The sequence below is a fragment of the Pseudomonas sp. BRM28 genome (assembly GCF_002939405.1).
GTDB classification, from domain to species: domain Bacteria; phylum Pseudomonadota; class Gammaproteobacteria; order Pseudomonadales; family Pseudomonadaceae; genus Aquipseudomonas; species Aquipseudomonas palmensis.
In genome coordinates this window covers 2,881,649-2,898,315 of sequence record NZ_PEFV01000001.1, presented here as the reverse complement: position 1 = coordinate 2,898,315, position 16,667 = coordinate 2,881,649, and the positions used below count along the sequence as shown (strand labels likewise).

The 16,667-nt window shown below is 68.5% G+C and carries 13 protein-coding genes; 11 read left to right on the top strand and 2 right to left on the bottom strand.

Annotated features, from left to right (window positions below; genetic code table 11):
- Positions 1-3 precede the first annotated feature (3 nt).
- A complete protein-coding gene (locus CR917_RS13700; protein ID WP_235593660.1) occupies positions 4-1,062 on the top strand; it encodes an NAD(P)/FAD-dependent oxidoreductase in 1,059 nt (352 codons plus the stop codon).
- An 86-nt stretch (positions 1,063-1,148) separates the two neighbouring features.
- The gene (locus CR917_RS13695; RefSeq protein ID WP_043861228.1) at positions 1,149-1,973 is read left to right on the top strand and encodes an ABC transporter ATP-binding protein; all 825 of its coding nucleotides are present in this window, start codon (positions 1,149-1,151) and stop codon (positions 1,971-1,973) included.
- On the opposite strand, the gene CR917_RS13690 is transcribed toward CR917_RS13695, so the two are convergent.
- Complete coding sequence (locus tag CR917_RS13690; RefSeq protein ID WP_058540522.1) at positions 1,941-2,756, bottom strand: IclR family transcriptional regulator; 816 nt, start codon at positions 2,754-2,756, stop codon at positions 1,941-1,943. The genes CR917_RS13695 and CR917_RS13690 overlap by 33 nt on opposite strands.
- A gap of 200 nt (positions 2,757-2,956) precedes the next feature.
- On the opposite strand from CR917_RS13690, the gene CR917_RS13685 reads away from it, so the two are divergent.
- The 9 genes from CR917_RS13685 to CR917_RS13645 all read left to right on the top strand — a co-directional run bounded on the left by CR917_RS13685 (position 2,957) and on the right by CR917_RS13645 (position 15,195).
- Complete coding sequence (locus CR917_RS13685) at positions 2,957-5,047, top strand: TonB-dependent receptor (RefSeq protein WP_058540521.1); 2,091 nt, start codon at positions 2,957-2,959, stop codon at positions 5,045-5,047.
- A gap of 64 nt (positions 5,048-5,111) precedes the next feature.
- Positions 5,112-6,422 (top strand): NtaA/DmoA family FMN-dependent monooxygenase, encoded by a 1,311-nt coding sequence (locus tag CR917_RS13680; RefSeq protein ID WP_054914474.1) that lies wholly within the window; start codon positions 5,112-5,114, stop codon positions 6,420-6,422.
- A 3-nt stretch (positions 6,423-6,425) separates the two neighbouring features.
- On the top strand, positions 6,426-7,364 hold the full coding sequence (gene fepB, locus CR917_RS13675) for a Fe2+-enterobactin ABC transporter substrate-binding protein (RefSeq protein WP_058540211.1): 939 nt from the start codon (positions 6,426-6,428) through the stop codon (positions 7,362-7,364).
- Between the two features lie 3 nt (positions 7,365-7,367).
- Complete coding sequence (locus CR917_RS13670; protein ID WP_054914475.1) at positions 7,368-8,372, top strand: iron ABC transporter permease; 1,005 nt, start codon at positions 7,368-7,370, stop codon at positions 8,370-8,372.
- On the top strand, positions 8,369-9,406 hold the full coding sequence (locus tag CR917_RS13665; RefSeq protein ID WP_054914476.1) for an iron chelate uptake ABC transporter family permease subunit: 1,038 nt from the start codon (positions 8,369-8,371) through the stop codon (positions 9,404-9,406). Before CR917_RS13670 ends, CR917_RS13665 begins: the two co-directional genes overlap by 4 nt.
- 169 nt (positions 9,407-9,575) lie before the next feature.
- Positions 9,576-11,489, top strand: coding sequence for a sigma-54-dependent Fis family transcriptional regulator (locus CR917_RS13660; protein ID WP_058540210.1), 1,914 nt, complete (start codon positions 9,576-9,578; stop codon positions 11,487-11,489).
- Between the two features lie 5 nt (positions 11,490-11,494).
- Positions 11,495-13,228, top strand: coding sequence for an ABC transporter ATP-binding protein (locus CR917_RS13655; RefSeq protein WP_104573171.1), 1,734 nt, complete (start codon positions 11,495-11,497; stop codon positions 13,226-13,228).
- Positions 13,218-13,898 carry a peptidase S8 and S53 subtilisin kexin sedolisin gene (locus CR917_RS13650; RefSeq protein ID WP_104572477.1) on the top strand — a complete coding sequence of 227 codons (681 nt, stop codon included), beginning with the start codon at positions 13,218-13,220 and terminating at the stop codon, positions 13,896-13,898. The genes CR917_RS13655 and CR917_RS13650 overlap by 11 nt, the downstream gene beginning before the upstream one ends.
- On the top strand, positions 13,891-15,195 hold the full coding sequence (locus CR917_RS13645; protein WP_104573172.1) for an NAD(P)/FAD-dependent oxidoreductase: 1,305 nt from the start codon (positions 13,891-13,893) through the stop codon (positions 15,193-15,195). The genes CR917_RS13650 and CR917_RS13645 overlap by 8 nt, the downstream gene beginning before the upstream one ends.
- A gap of 4 nt (positions 15,196-15,199) precedes the next feature.
- On the opposite strand, the gene CR917_RS13640 is transcribed toward CR917_RS13645, so the two are convergent.
- Entirely contained in the window at positions 15,200-16,519 is a 1,320-nt protein-coding gene (locus tag CR917_RS13640) for a hypothetical protein (protein ID WP_104572476.1), read from the bottom strand.
- Between the last annotated feature and the right edge of the window lie 148 nt (positions 16,520-16,667).

Here is a 16,667-nt window from a genome sequence, read left to right as displayed (position 1 = left end):
CCCGTGCACGACGTGCTGGTGGTGGGCGCCGGGCCGGCCGGCACCGCGCTGGCCATCCGCCTGGCGCAGGCCGGGTTGCAGGTGGGGCTGGTGGAGCGTGAACACGAGGCGGCGCTGCGCCCCGGCGAGTGCCTGTCCCCCGAGGCGTTGCCTGCACTTGCCGCACTGGGGCACGCCGACCTGCTCGACGACAGCACCGTGGCGCGACGCTGCTGCGGCGTGCAGTCGATCTGGCTGACCAGCGAGCCGGTATTTCGCGACTACTTCTGCGAGCGCGCCGCCCATGGCGCGTTCCTGGAACGACGGGTGTTCGACGCCCGGCTGCGGGAAAGAGCGGCGGCGCTTGGGATCACCCGTGAAGACGACGTGCGGGTGACCCATGCCGATTTTGCCGACGACAGCATTACCCTGGGCGGTCGGCGAGGTGAACACCCCTGGCGCGGGCAGGCACGTTTCGTGGTGGATGCCACCGGCAAGGCCAGTTGCATCGCCCGGCTCGGCGGGGCACGACGCCAGCGCCTGAGTCGTCAGGTGGCCGTCGCGGCGCGCCTGCCCCGAGGTGGCTCGGAACTGGCCGACACCGAGTGGCTGCTGATCGAGGCGGATGCCCAGGGCTGGTGGTCCGGGGCCACCACCGCCAGCGGCCAGCGCCACCTGGTGCGCTTCTTTCCCGGCGGTGACGGTCAGCGCACCGCGCCGCAGTTGGCCGAGCAACTGCAGCGCACGCGCCTGATGCAGCGCTATGCAGGTGCCGACGAACTGGCCGCAGCGCAGGTTCAGGTGCTGGATGCCGGCTGCAGTGCACTGCAGCGCTGTGCATCGGCGCACTGGCTGGCGGTGGGCGAGGCGGCCATCGCCTTCGACCCGGTGTCGTCCCAGGGGCTGACCCACGCCCTGGGTGCCACCGACCTGGCTGCCCGCGCCATCCTGGCCAGGTTGCAGCAGGGCCGTCTGGACCTGCTGCACCAGTACGACCGGCACACCCGTATCACCCTGGGGCATTCGCTCAAGGGCCTGGCGCGGCACTACGCGCAGTGCCAGCCGTTGATGGCGGCGGGCTGAGGGCAGGGCGCCGGCGCTCCGGATTGCGGAATAAATTCCTCATCTGCAATACTGGCGCCGAATCCCTTCACTGGAACACCCTCTCCATGACGTATCGCCTGCAGGCTGACGCCGTGACGCTTCGCTACGACCAGCGCACGATCTCCACGGACCTTTCGGTGGCTATCACCGAAGGGTCCTTTACCGTCATCGTCGGCCCCAATGCCTGTGGCAAATCCACCTTGCTGCGGGCCTTGTCGCGCCTGCTGGTGCCTTCGAGCGGCACGGTGCTGCTCGATCAGGTCGATATTCACACGCTCGCGGCCAAGGACGTGGCCCGGCGGCTCGGCCTGCTGCCCCAGAGCGCGGTTGCGCCCGACGGCATCACCGTGGCCGACCTGGTGGCCCGCGGGCGCTACCCGCACCAGTCGTTCCTGCGCCAATGGTCGCAGGCCGACGAACAGGCCGTGACCGCAGCCATGCAGGCGGCGCAGGTCAGCGAGCTGTCCGAGCGCCTGCTGCAGGAGTTGTCCGGCGGCCAGCGCCAGCGGGTATGGATCGCCATGGTGCTGGCGCAGCAGACGCCGGTACTGCTGCTCGACGAGCCCACCACCTACCTCGATATCGCGCACCAGATCGAACTGCTGGAGCTGCTGGCCGAGCTCAATCGCCAGGGCCGCACCATCGTTGCGGTGCTGCATGACCTCAACCAGGCGTGCCGCTATGCCTCGCACCTGATCGCCATGAAGGCCGGCGCCATCGTCGCCCAGGGCGACCCGGCGCGCATCTTCACCGAGGCCCTGGTGCAGGAGGTGTTCGGCGTGGCCTCGATGATCATCGCCGACCCGGTCAGCGGCACGCCGCTGCTGGTGCCCTTGTCGCGCGAGCGGGCGGTGGTGTCAGGCGCCTTGCCACGGCAGGCCGCCGGTTGACTGGTTGACCCGGCTGGCCGCCCGGAACAGCGCATCGCGGTCTTCGGGCGTCTTGAGCTGACCCAGGTCGGTCACCGTGGTCACCACACACACGATCTCGCCCTGGGCGTCGAACACCGGCGCGGCCTGCCCGGTGACATTCGACAGCAGGTGGCTGGTCTTCTCGGCCCAGCGGCTGCTGCGCACCTCGTCCAGCACAGCCTTGGCCGGCGCCGTGCCGCGAAAGTGCGCCGGTTGCAGCTTGCGCGCCGCATCGATGGTGGCCTTGGGCAGGAAGGCCTGGAACACCAGCCCGCAGGCGGTGTTGTCGATGGGCAGCACGTCGCCCAGGGCCAGCGGGTTGATCGAGAAGAACGCGCTGCGGTACCAGCGCACCAGCGTCGGGCCACGGTCGGTCCAGATCGCCACGCCGCCGCTGGCCGCATGCTGGTGGGCCAGCGCCTTCATGTGCTGCGCGGCGATCTCCACTGCATCCACCCGCTTGAGCGCACCGATACCGATGCTCAGCGCCGCCGGGCCCAGGTCGTACAGGCTGCTGGCCGGGTCCTGCCTGGCCAGGCCCTCCTTGACCAGACTCTGCAGATAGCGGTGCGCGGTGGACGCGCCGGTCTGGGTGCGCCGCGCCACTTCCCCCAGGGCCAGTTCGTGCTCGGCACTGGCCAGTACGTTGAGAAAGCGGGCGGCGATGGCGACGGACTGAATGGTGCCCGAACGTTTTTCGCCCGGCGCGTGCGGGGCGTCATCCGCAGCTGGAATGGTTTTTTTCAACGGGCCTCTCCTCATCGCCGGCTGGCGGCTGGTCCTCATCAGGCATCAAGTGCGCGCCGCTTGTGCGCGGCGTCGGTGCGCATGATACCGACTTTTCCGAGCGCTGGCCGGGCCCCTGGGTTTACCACATTGCAGAATGAATTCTCTATTGAGGAATGAAGTGGCCACATGATACCTTTCGCACAAACGATTATGATTATCATTTGGAGCGTATCTTGAAGGCCTATTCACCCCTTGAACTCACCTGCGGTTTCAGCGTGCTGACCCTGGCGACCGTGCTCGGCATGGCGCCTGCGATGGCCGATGATGCCGTGGCTGCCCCGGGCAAAGGTGCAGTCACTTTCGAACCGATCATGATCACCGGGGAAAAGCTCGAACGTGACCTGAAGAACACCGCCTCCTCGGTGTCGGTCAAGACTGCCCGCGACATCGAGCGCCAGAACACCGGCAACGCCAGCGTGCATGAAGTGCTCAATGACGTGCCCAACGTGATCTACACCGACTCGGTAGGCGCGCCGATCATCCGCGGCCAGGACACCCAGGGCCCGAACAACGGGCAGAACCAGTTCTGGGGCGGCACCGTGCCACGGGCCACCATCAACCTGGACGGCCACTACCTGAACTACAACGAGATGTTCTTCGGCGCCACCTCGGTGTGGGACGTGGACAGCATCGAGGTGTTCCGCGGCCCGCAGACCACCTCGCAAGGCGCCAACGCCATCGCCGGCGCGATCATCGTCAACACCAAGGACCCGACCTTCACCCCCGAGGCCGCCTACCAGGCCGAGATCGGCAACTACAACGCCAAGCGCACCTCCATCGCGCTGTCCGGGCCGCTGATGGGTACCGACCTGGCCGGGCGCCTGGCGGTGGACTACTCGGCGCGCGATACCTTCATCGACTACACCAACCCCAACTTCCAGAAGGGCAAGACCGACCACGACTTCAGCGCGCTCACCACCCGCGCCAAGCTGCTATGGCTGCCCACCGACATCCAGGGGCTGGAGGCCAAGTTCACCTTCTCGCACAACGAGAGCAACCGCCCCACCCAGGAAGCCGCCTCGGCGCCGTACCACAAGCTCGATCACACCACCACGACCATGCCCAGCTGGGAGCAGAGCACCAACACCAGCGTGCTGGACGTGAGCTACGACTTCGACAACGGCCTCAAGCTGATCAACCAGGCGCAGTATTCGTTGTCCAGCGTGCAGCGCTACACCGGCATCCCGGGGCAGGGCGACGCCGACATCAAGCAGAAGAACCTGTCCAACGAAACCCGCCTGGTGTTCGGTGACCAGCACAGCGTGCTCAGCGGCGCCACCGGCCTCTACGTGGCGCGCACCAGGACCGACGAAACCCTCAACCTGGCCGGGCTGTCGGCGTTCGACGACACCAAGGAAAACCTCGGCCTCTTCGGCGAGCTGAACTACCGCCTGAGCGACCTGTGGACCCTGAGCACGGGCCTGCGCTTCCAGCAGGACCGTATCGAGCGCGACGGCAACTCGGTGCTGGCGCCCACTGCGCTGGACTACCAGAAGACCTTCACCGCCGTGCTGCCCAAGGTATCGCTGGCCTACGCCGCGACCCCGGACTGGACCGTGGGCGCGATGGTCAGCCGCGGCTACAACCCGGGCGGTGTCTCGCTCAACCTGTCGACGCGCCAATGGCAGTACTTCAAGGAAGAGTCGGTGTGGAACTACGAGCTGTTCACCCGCGCCAGCCTGCTCGATGACCGCCTGCGCCTGAGCGGCAACCTGTTCTACATGGACATGAAGGATTCGCAGTACAACATTCCGGTGGTGATCTCCACCGGGATCAGCCAGTCCTACACCATCAATGCCGAGAAGGCCCACGCCTACGGCATGGAACTGAGCGCCGACTACCAGCTGCTCGACAGCCTGACCCTCAAGGCCAGCGCCGGCACCCTGCGCACGCGCATCGACCGCATCACCAGCAACGACAGCTACCAGGCCAACGAGTTTGCCAAGTCGCCCGGCTACACCCTGAGCTTCGGGCCCAGCTGGGACGTGACCGACAAGCTCAACCTGTCGGCCCAGGTGCGGCATATCGACGGCTACTACTCCGACACGGCCAACAACTCGTCCTATTCGGTCGACTCCTACACCCTGACCGATGCCCGCGCCAGCTACCAGTTCACCCCGGCGGTGGAACTGTACGGCTACGTCAAGAACGTGTTCGACGACCGCTCGGCCACCTACCTGCAGCAGAACCGCGGCATCGGCGGCACCGAGGCGAGCATGACCACGCCACGCATGTTCGGCGTGGGCGTCAAGGGCTCGTTCTGAATCAACCCACTGTCAACGGCGGCCCTGGGGCCGCCGTACTCGATCACTTGCACCCGGAGCTTTGATGACCTCGCCCAAGCGACTCCATATCGGCCTTTCACTGGCCCCCACCTGGCTCAGCGGCGACGCCTGGCGGCGCGCCGACAGCAACGTCGAGGGCCTGTTCACCAGCGCCTTCGCCATCGATCTGGCGCAGCGCGCCGAAGCCGCGCACCTGGACTTCGTGTTCCGCCCCGACGTCAGTTGCCTGCCGGTGGAAATGCTCGAAAGCGGCCCTGGCTTCACCAGCCTCGACCCCACCATCCTGCTGGCCGCCGTGGCCCAGCAGACCTCGCACATCGGCCTGGTGTCGACGGTGTCGACCACCTTCTATCCGCCGTATGTGGTGGCGCGCCAGCTGCAATCGCTGAACTGGATCAGCAACGGGCGCGTGGGCTGGAACATCGTCACCGCCTTGCAGGGGCACGAGAACTTCGGCCTTGAGCAGATGCCCGACGCCGACGAGCGCTATGCGCGGGCGGCCGAGTTCACCGAGCTGGTGCACCAGCTGTGGGGCAGCTTCCCGTTCGAGGCGCTGACCATCGACCGTGCCAATGGCTGCTATGCCGACACCACCCAGGTGCGCCCGGTCAACCATGAGGGCACCTACCTCAAGGTCAAGGGCCCGCTGAACCTGCCAGCCTTCCCCGGCACGCGCATTCCGCTGATCCAGGCCGGTGCCTCGGAGTCGGGGCGGGATTTCGCCGCCTCGGTGGCCGACCTGGTGTTCGCACCCACGCCCGACAAGGAAGCGGCGCTTGAACTGCGCCGTGACCTGGGCCGGCGCGCCGAACGCCACGGCCGCTCGGCGCAGGCGATCCGCCTGCTGCCGGGCCTGAGCCTGTACCTGGCCGACACCCGCGAGCAGGCCCGGGCGGTGTTCATGCAAACCCACGGGCGCATGAACCGCGCGCGCAAGCTGGCCTCGATCAAGGAAATGACCGGGCTGGACCTGGCCGACTGGCCCCTCGACCGCCCGGTGACCCGCGCCGACCTGCCGGTGGTTGCGCCGGACGCCTCCAGCCGTACCCACAGCAGCCTGCTGCGCCGCCTGATCGAGCGCGAGTCGCTGAGCATCGACCAGCTGCTGCTGCGCCCCGAGGTGATCTCGGCGGCGCACTGGCAGGTGGTCGGCACCGTCGACGATGCCTTCGAGCAGATCGCGGACTGGGCTGCCAGTGGCGCCATCGACGGCTTCATTGCCGCGCCCGGTGGCTCGGTCGAGTCGCTGAACCTGTTTCTCGACCAGTTGATGCCACGCCTGGTGCAGGCCGGCCTGTTCCGCAAGGGCTACAGCGGCTCGACCTTCGCCCACCACCTTGACGAGCAGGGCTAGACGATGAAAAAGATTGTGGTGGCCGTGCTGGCCATCGTCGCTGTGGCCAGCGTCGCCCTGTGGCTGGCCCGGCAGCCCGCCGAGCTTGCGGACGAGGCGCCGACGGCGTCGGCGCAGGCCTCGCCCAAGCGCATCGTGTCCACCTCGCCGAGCGTGACCGGCATCCTGCTGGCCATGGACGCGCCGTTGGTGGCCAGTGCCGCGACCACGCCCAGCCGCATCTCCGATGCCAAGGGCTTCTTCACCCAGTGGGCCGAGGTGGCCGACCAGCGCGGCGTGCAGGTGCTGTACAAGAACCTGGTGTTCGACCTCGAAGCGGTGGTCGGGCAGGCGCCCGACCTGCTGGTGGTGTCGGCCACCGGCGCCGACAGTGTGCTGCCCCACCAGGCCGAGCTGCAGGCCCAGGGCATCGACACGGTGGTGGTCAACTACGCCAACCACAGCTGGCAGGAGCTGGCGCGCCAACTGGGGCAGGCCAGCGGCCTGCAGGCGCAGGCCGAGGCGGCCATCGAGCGCTTCGACGCCTACGCCGCGCAGGCTGCAGCGCGCATCACGCCACCTGCCGGCGCGGTCAGCGTGGTGGGTTACAACCTGGGTGGCAGCTATTCGGTAGCGCGCCTGGACAGCCCCCATGCGCAGCTGCTGGCAGCTCTCGGGTTCGCGGTGGCCGGCTTGCCGCAAGGGTTGCAAGGGCAGGTCAAGCGCAGCTCCGACGTGGACTTCATCTCCCGTGAAAACCTCTCGGCGGCCATCACCGGCGACACGGTGTTCCTGCTGGGCGGCAGCGACGCCGACGTGCAGGCGTTTCTCGCCGACCCGGTGCTGGCCAACCTGCCGGCGGTGGTGCACAAGCGGGTGTATGCACTGGGCCCCAGTTCGTTTCGCATCGACTACTACTCCGGGCGCGAGATGATCGACGCCGTGGCGCGGGCGTACCGCTGAGCCATGGTGCGATCAAGACGTTGTCAGGGCCTGCTGCTGGGGCTGCTGTTGCTGGTTGTGGCGGTGCTGGCGAGCCTGGTGGTGGGGTCGCGCAGCATCGGCGTGGCCCAGGTGTTCGAGGCGCTGTCGGCCTACGACCGGCTCGACGACCAGCACCTGATCGTGCGCGAACTGCGGGTGCCACGCACGCTGGTGGCGATACTGGCCGGGCTGGCGCTGGGCCTGGCCGGTGCGATCATGCAGGCGGTGACCCGCAATCCGCTGGCCGAACCGGGCCTGCTGGGCATCAACGCCGGGGCCGGGGTAGGGGTGATCGTCGGTGTGGCCGTGCTGGGCCTGAGCAGCATGAGCGGCTACGTGTGGTGCGCCTTCGTCGGCGCCGGGCTGGCCGGGGTGGCCGTGTTCATGCTGGGCCGTGCCCAGGAGACCGGCACCAACCCGGTGCGCCTGGTGCTGGCCGGCGCCGGTCTGTCGGTGATGCTGGCCTCGGTCACCGGCATCATCATCCTCAATGCGCCGGCGCAGGTGTTCGACCAGTTTCGCCACTGGGCATCGGGCTCGCTGGAAAAGAGCGGCTTCGAGGCAGTGGGGGTGCTGGCGATGGCCGTGGTGCCGGGCGCTGTCACGGTGCTGGCGCTGGCCGGCAGCCTCAATGCCATGGCCCTGGGCAAGGACCTGGGCCTGGCGCTGGGGGTGAACGTGCGCCTCACCTGGCTGCTGGCCTGCCTGGCAGTGATGCTGCTGGCCGGCGCTGCCACCGCCGCTGCCGGGCCGATCGGCTTTGTGGGGCTGGTGGCGCCGCACCTGGCGCGCCTGCTGGTGGGCCCGGACTACCGCTGGATCCTGCCGTACTCGGCACTGTTTGCCGGCGTGCTGCTGTTGGGGGCCGATGTGCTGGGCCGGGTCGTGGCGGCGCCGGCGGAAGTGGCGGCGGGTATCGTCGCGCTGCTGATCGGCGGGCCGTTCTTTATCGCGCTGGTGCGCACATTCCGGTTGAGCAAGCTATGAACACTACCGCTACACGGGTCGTCCGCCTGGCCGCCCTGTCGTTTCGCTGGCAGCCACGGGGGGTGCTGGTGTGTGCCGTGCTGGTGCTGCTGGCCCTGGGGCTGGGGGTGCTGCTGCTGGGCATCGGCACCTTGCCGTTGACACCGGGCCAGGTACTGGCCAGCCTGCTGGGGGCAGGGCCGAGCCCGACCACCGAGCGCATCGTGCTGCGCGTGCGCCTGCCGCGGGTGCTCACCGCGTTGTGCGTGGGCGCTGCATTGGGCATGGCCGGCTCGATCTTCCAGTCCATCTCGCGCAACGCACTGGGCTCGCCCGACATCATCGGCTTCACCACCGGGGCGGCGAGCGGGGCGATCGTGCAGATCATCCTGTTCGATGCCGGCCCGCTGGGGGCGTCGCTGGCGGCGGTGATCGCCGGCGTGGGCACCGCTGCGCTGGTGTTCGTGCTGTCGATGAAGGGCCGCACCACCGGCGGCTATCGCCTGGTGCTGGTGGGCATCGGGGTGGGCGCGATGCTCTCGGGGCTCAACACGGTGCTGCTGGTGATGGGCAACCTCGACCAGGCCATGTCGGCGCAGATCTGGCTGGCCGGCTCGCTCAACACCCGCACCTGGTCGCATGTGCTGCCGGCGGCGCTGGGCCTGCTGCTGGTGGTGCCGGTGGCGGTGTACCACGCACGGCGCCTGAACATCCTCGAACTGGGTGACGACAGCGCCGCTCAGCTGGGTGTGGCGGTGGAGCGTACCCGCTTGCTGATGGTGATGGCGGCGGTGGGCCTGACCGCGATCGCCACCGCGGCGGCCGGCCCGATCAGTTTCATCGCCCTGGCCGCGCCGCAGCTGGCACGGCGCCTGACCACCTCGGCGCAGGTGCCGCTGGTGAGCGCAGCGCTGATGGGGGCGGTACTGCTGTTGGCCGCCGACCTGCTCAGCCAGCGTTTTGTGGCCAACCTCAACCTGCCCATCGGCCTGACCACCGGCCTGCTGGGCGGGGTGTACCTGCTGTGGCTGCTGGCGCGCAATCGGCGCGCCTGAAAGGAGGACGTCACGTCGCGATTCATCACCTTTACGTAAACGTAACCTTGTGCCACTCTGCCGATCAGGTTGTCGGCGCCTGCGGGTGACGGCCCTGCAAATCTCAAGCACACTCCCTTGAGTTACATTGCCTTAAGTGCACAACGTTCGACGGGCGCTGGAGTAAGCGATGGCACGCACCATTCTAATAAAAAACGCCGCTGACCCTTTGCAGGAGTCACGCCAGGCACGCATGAAACTGGTCCATGACGGGGAGTTGCCGCTGGGCATGTTGCGCGACGAGATCGATGCCTCGTGGCGGCGCAGCCTCGGCCATGGCCTGAGTTGCCTCGAAGGCGAGCGGCACGAGCTGGCCGCCCCGCAGCGCGGTGAACTCAAGCGCCTGCTGGAAAGCAACCGGCTGCTGATCGATGCCGCCACGCCAGAGCTGGAGTACCTGGTGTCGCGCCAGGGCAAGGGCGGCATCATCATCCTCGGCGACGCCCAGGCCAACGTGCTGGCCATCGAGGGCAACACCGAGCCATTGCGCCAGACCGGGTTGCGCGACCTGCACCCGGGCAGTTGCTGGAGCGAGTCGGTGCGTGGCACCAATGCCATCGGCACCGCCGTGGTGGAAGGGCGCCCCACGCTGATCAACTGCGGCGAACACTACCTGGACCGCCTGAGCCCGTTCTCCTGCACCTCGGTACCGCTGCGCGACCCGCGCGGCGAGATCATCGGGGTGCTCGACCTGACCCGCGAAGGCGTCATGGCCCAGCCCCAGGACAACCTCTCGACCCTGCTGCTGGCTGCCGGCAACATCGAAAGCCGCATGTTCGGCCTGTGCTACCCCGAGCAACTGGTGGTGGCCTTCCACAACCGCCCGCAGTACCTGGGCAGCGCCTGGCACGGCCTGCTTGCCCTGAGCCTGGACGGCGAGGTGCTGGCGGCCAACGACCAGGCCTGCGCCTTGCTGCAGGTATCGCGCGCCGCCCTGGTGGGGCGCAGTTGCAGCGACCTGATCGGCGAACGCTCCAGCGCCTTCATCAGCCGGGTATGGCAGGGCGGCATCAGCAGCGTGCAGACCGCCAAGGGCGAGTTCTACTTCCGCTCCCAGCACCTGCCGCGCCAGCCCGTGATTGCCGCGACACCTGCACCCGCTGCCCCGGTGGCCGCGCAGAAGAGCGTCGACCTCGAGGCCCTGGCCGGGCGCGACAGCAGTCTTGCGCGCACCTTGCGCATGGCCCTGCAGGGCCTGAAGAACGAACTGCCGGTGCTGCTGCTGGGCGAAACCGGCACCGGCAAGGAAGTGGTGGCGCGCGCCCTGCACCAGGCCAGCCCGCGTGCCGGCAAGCCGTTCGTGGCGGTCAACTGTGCGGCCATACCCGAGGGGCTGATCGAGTCCGAACTGTTCGGCTACCGCGAAGGGGCGTTCACCGGCTCGCGCCGTGGCGGCATGGTCGGGCGCCTGATGCAGGCCCACGGCGGCACCCTGTTTCTCGACGAGGTGGGCGACATGCCGCTGGCCCTGCAGGCACGCCTGCTGCGGGTATTGCAGGAGCGCCGGGTGGCGCCGCTGGGCGCCGGCGAAGAGCAGGACATCGACGTGGCGGTGATCTGCGCCACCCACCGCGACCTCAAGCGCCACGTGCTTGAGCAGCAGTTTCGCGAAGACCTCTACTACCGAATCAACGGCGTGAGTCTGCGCCTGCCGGCACTGCGCGAGCGCGACGACCTGGGCACCCTGATCGACAGCCTGCTGCACAAGTTCGGCGCCCACGGCGTGCGCCTGAGCAAGGAGCTGGCCGCGTTGCTGAACAACTACGACTGGCCCGGCAACATCCGCCAGCTGGAGATGGTGCTGCGCTCGGCGGTGGCCATGCGCGAGCCGGGCGAGCCAATGCTGGGCCTGGAACACCTGACCGACTGCCTGCTCGAAGACCTCAGGGGCAGCACCCAGCAGCCGGGCAGCATCCGCGAAAACGAGGAGGAGCTGATCCGTGGCGCCCTGGCGCGTCATCACGGCAACATCACCGCGGCAGCCGATGCCCTGGGCATCAGCCGCGCCACGCTGTACCGCAAGATCAAGCAGCTGCGCAGTTGAACCGCCTGGGCCGAGTGCTGCTGCGCCTGGTCAATACCGACGACCCGCAGCTGATGCGCCGGGCGCTGGCCTGGCTGTACGGCTTCGTGCGGCCCCACGGGCGGGCGATCGGCGTGCTGCTTGGGTTGTCGCTGGGCGCCTCGCTGCTGGTGCTGGCCCAGCCCTGGCTGGTCAAGACCCTGATCGACGAGGGCCTGCTGGCCAAGGACTTCGAGGTGCTGTGGCACATGGCGGCGATCATGGTTGGCGTGGGGCTGGCGAGCACCGTGCTGTCGGGGGTCAACCGCTACCTGCACACGCGCCTGTCGGGGCGCATCCTGTTCGCCCTGCGCGACGACCTGTATGGCCACCTGCAGCAGCTGTCGCCCAGCTTCTACGGGCGCAAGCGGCTGGGCGACATCCTTTCGCGGCTCGATGGCGACGTCGCGGAAATCCAGCGTTTTGCGGTGGATTCGCTGTTTTCGGCGGTTTCCAGCCTGATCGGCCTGGTGGGCGCAGTGAGCCTGATGCTGATGCTGTCGTGGCAGCTGACCCTGCTGCTGGCGGTGCTGATTCCCATCGAGGTGCTGTGGCTGCGCTGGATGCGGCGCAAGGTCGAGCGCGAGGTGCGCCAGTTGCGCGAACGCTCGGCCGATGTCTCGTCGTTTCTGGTCGAGACCCTGCCGGCGATGAAGTTCATCCAGGCCGCGGGCCAGCAGCAGCGCGAAGCCGGGCGCCTGGGGCGACTGGGCCAGGGCTACATGGGGCAACTGCTCAAGGTGCAGGTGACCGAGTTCCTGACCCAGGCGGTGCCGGGCACCCTGACCTCGCTGTGCCGCGCCGCGGCGTTTCTGGTGGGCGGCTATTGGGTGATCCAGGGCACCTGGCAACTGGGCGCGCTGATCGCCTTTTCCACTTATCTGGGCATGGCGGTGGGGCCGGTGCAGAGCCTGTTGGGCCTGTACGTGGCGGTCCAGCGCATGGCCGTGAGCCTGGGCCGGGTGATGGAGTTGCAGCAGGAGCCGGTCAGCGTGACCCAGCCGGCCGCGCCGCAGCCGATGCGTGACGGCGGCGGCGAGCTGCGCCTTGAAGGAGTGTGCTTTGCCCATGAGCAGCGTCGTGGCGCGGTGCTGCAGGATGCCCGGGTGTGCATCGGCGCCGGGCTCAAGGTTGCCATCAGCGGCGCTTCGGGGGTTGGCAAGTCGACCCTGATCGACCTGCTGCAACGCTTCTACGACCCGGACCAGGGGCGCATCCTGCTCGACGGCCAGGACCTGCGCGACCTCGATCTGCTGGCACTGCGCCGGCGCATTGCGGTGGTCAGCCAGGACATCGTGCTGTTTCGCGGCACCCTGGCGCAGAACCTGGCCTACTGCCGGCCCGACGCGAGCCGTGCAGAACTGGAACAGGTGGTGGGCCTGGCGCGCCTGGACAGCCTGGTGCACAGCCTGCCCCTGGGCCTGGACGGGCCGCTGGGTGAACGTGGGCAGCAGTTGTCCGGTGGGCAGAAACAACGCATCGCGATTGCCCGCGCCCTGTTGCAGCAGCCATCGATCCTGGTGCTCGACGAAGCCACCTCGGCGGTCGACGAGGCCACCGAGCGCGAGGTGATCGCGGCCATCGACCAGCTGTTCGCCGGGCGCACGCGCATCCTGATCAGCCACCGGCCGTCCACCCTGGACGGCGCGGACCTTCACCTGCACCTCGAGGACGGGCAACTGCGCTGTGTACAGCCGCAGCCCGTGCTGCATGGGCACTAGCCTGCGTGTCGGGGTGATCGACAGCGGGTGCTCGGCGCATCAGGCCGGGCCTATCGCCGGTGGCCGGCGTTTCTGGCTGGAGCACGGCGAGTTGCGCGAGGGGCAGGTGCAGGCCGATGTCCTGGGGCATGGCAGCCGGGTACTCGACTGCCTGCTGGCCCAGGGCGGTGCCGGCGAGGTGCTGGTGGCGCAGGTGTTCGACCGCCACTGGCAGACCTCGGCATTGCAGGTGGCGGCGGCGCTGCTGTGGCTGGTGGAGCAGGGCGCGATGCTGGTCAACCTGAGCCTGGGCCTGCAGCAGGACCGCAATGTACTGCGTGCGGCCTGCGCCGTGGCCGTCGAGGCCGGGGTGCTGCTGTGCGCATCGAGCCCGGCGCGCGGTGCGCCGGTGTACCCGGCGCGTTATCCGGGGGTGATTCGGGTAACCGGCGATGCCCGCTGCGCGCCGGGCCAATGGTCGTGGCTCGACACGCCCCAGGCCGATTTCGGCGCTGCGGTCGATCCGGCCAGCGGCGTGGCGGGGGCGAGCCTGGCCAGTGCGGCGCTGTGCGGCCAGGTGCGCGCACTGTTGACGGCGCAGCCGAACGCGGGTCGCGAACAGGTACTGGAGCATCTGCGCCAACAGGCCGCCTTCATTGGTGCAGAACGCCGTGGCGGCGTGCATGGCTGAGCCGCGCATCCTGATACTGGGCGCCGGGCCCGCAGGCGCGGCGTGCGCCATGGGGTTGCAGCGCCTGGGCTACCCGGTCGAGATGGTGTGTGACTGGCGCCGTTTCGAGGCGGTGGAGGGTGTGTCCCAACGGGTGCTCGACGGCCTGCGCCATGCCGGCCTTGGCAGCGCACTGGAACAGGCAGCCATGCCCGCGCGCCGCCAAGTGCACTGGAACGGCCAGCAGCAATGGCTGAACCAGGAATGTCTGCTGGACCGCCGCCGTTTCGATGCCGCCCTGCGCGAAGACCTGCGCCGGGCCGGCGTGGGCTTGATCGAAGCACGGGTGAGCAAGCTGCACAGCACGGCGCACGCGCACCAGGTGCAGCTTAACGATGGCCGGGTGCTGAATGCCGATTTTCTGGTGGAGGCACGCGGGCGCCAGGCCCCGTTGACGGCGAGCCGCCTGCGCGGCCCCGAAAGCGTCAGCCTGCTCAGTGTGTGGCAGGGCGCGCCGGCCGAGCCGGTGTCGGCGGTGCAGAGCCTGGCCGACGGCTGGGCCTGGATGGCGCGCCTGGCCGATGGCCGCTGCTATTGGCAGATCAGCCTGGACAGCAGCGCCGGCGGTCTGCCGGGCAAGGCGCACCTGCCTGAGTACTGTGCCCGGCGTCGGGGCGAATCGGCACTGGTGGCCGAGGTATTCGGCGCGGCGGCCGGGCAGGCGGTGCCGGTGCATGCGCGCAGCAGCACGGCGATCCTGGCAGGCGCATGCGCGGGGCACAACTGGCTGCGCATCGGCGACGCCGCCATGGCGGTGGACCCGCTGTCGGGCAACGGCATCTTCCAGTCGCTGTCCTCGGCCCTGCAGGCGCCCGCAGTGATCAACACCCTGCTGCGCCGCCCCGGGCAGCAGGCGCTGGCCCTGCGCTTTCATCAGGAACGTATCGAGCAGCTGTTCCTGCGCTTCGCCCGCATCGGCCGGGATTTCTATGCCCAGGAGGCAGACAAGGCCGGGCAAGCGTTCTGGGGCCCGCGCCAGGTGTGGCCGGATGCGCAACCACTGCACCTGGCCGGGGACTTCCGCCAATGGCAGGTGCAGCAGCGCCCGGTGGTGAGCCACGGCTTCATCGAACAGGCCGAGGTGGTGGTGGGGCCCGACCAGCCGCTGGGTATCTGGCACCTCGACGGCGTGCCGCTGGCCCCGTTGGTACGTGGGGTTCAGGCCGGTCAGCCATTGCAGTGGCTGCTGCACGGCAGGCCGGCGCCGGAACAGGCCAGGCTGCGCGGCTGGCTGGCCGCGCAGGGGTATCCAGTGTGACACCTCAGAAAAAGGTGCCCACCAGCAGTTGCAGGTAGGTGCTGGTGTCGCTGCTGCCCAGCTGCAGGCCGCCGTTGTCGGCACTGCGATCAGGCTTGTAGAAACCCAGCAGCGGGCTGATCAGCAGGTGCTCGTTGACCATCCACTCCACGTACAGGTCCAGCTCGCGGCCACCCAGGTTGCCACGCGCCTTGTCCAGGGTATCGAAGTCGAAGTACAGCGCGCCAAGGGTCAGGTTCTCCCGTGGCGTGGCCTTGAGGCCCACGTGATGCACCTGGCTGTTGCTGTTGAACGGGCCGGCATAGTTGGCCGCGACCTCGCCCTGGAACCAGGTGCCGTAGCCGCGGCTGGCCCCGTAAAACAGCGGGTCGAAGGCATTCGAGAAGCGGCTGTAGCGGTAGGTGGCGGTCGGGCTCCAGGGCACCTCGGAGAAGGTCCAGGCGCCTTCCAGGTACCAGGCGTTCTCGCGCCCGCTGCGCTTGTCCTGGGTCACGTATTCGGCGGCCACCTCCAGGTCCTTGACCCCCAGGCTGCCGCGCCCACGCAGGCTGACAGTATCCATGCCATCGCGCTCCTGCAGGCCCAGGATCGACGCATAGCGCCGGTCGACATCCAGGCCGCGAATCCATGAAATGCCCAGGGTGCCGGCTTCGCCCACCTGTTCGAGGTTAGCGATGGCAAGCTCGGTATCGGCCTGGTAATGGTTGTCCGACTTCAGCCACATCAGGTCGCCGCGCAGGCCCTCGCTGCCGCCCAGGCGCAGTACGGCCGTGCGGTCGAAGGCCTTGCGCGCGGCCAGGTAATAGGCGCCGCCGCGGTTGAAGTTCGCGCCCAGGTCGACCTTGCCAAGGTTGACCGGATCACCCTGGATCAGAAAGCCGTCGCCCAGGGTCAGCGTCTGGCGGCCGGCGGAAACGTCCACGCCGTCCTTGCCCAGCGCCGGGAACAGGTCGCCGGAGCGCCAGCCCAGGTAGGCATCCTCGACGCCGGTGCGCCGTTCGCTGCCCAGGGTCAGGCCGGCGGCGTCGCCGTCGCCCCAGGTACGGGAGCTGACCAGGTTGAACGCGCCGTAGGCCGTGCCCGCAGCGACCAGTGCCTGGCTCGCGCTCAGCCCATACTTGACGTAGCCCTCGCGCCAGGCACTGCTGCCGGGCTGACGGTTGCCGCCCACCGCGTAGCTTTCGTCACTGTGAAATACGCCGAACAGGGCCTCGAGGTCGGCGTTCAGCACGCGGCCCTCGTTGTTGTACAGCTCGTGGGCCTGGGCGCTGCAGGCCATGAGGGCAAGCGTCAGCGCCAAGGGCGTGCGGGCGGCTCGAATCATCGGTGTGCTCCTTTCTTGTTGTTATCGAAGGTGTGCAGCGAGCTGCACCGGCCCAAGCAACTACTGCGCCATGCCTGCACGACGCGTTCAACCCGATGAAATGTCGGCGATTTGTCTCCCAGCCCGGCGAGATCGAGGCGGGCCGTAC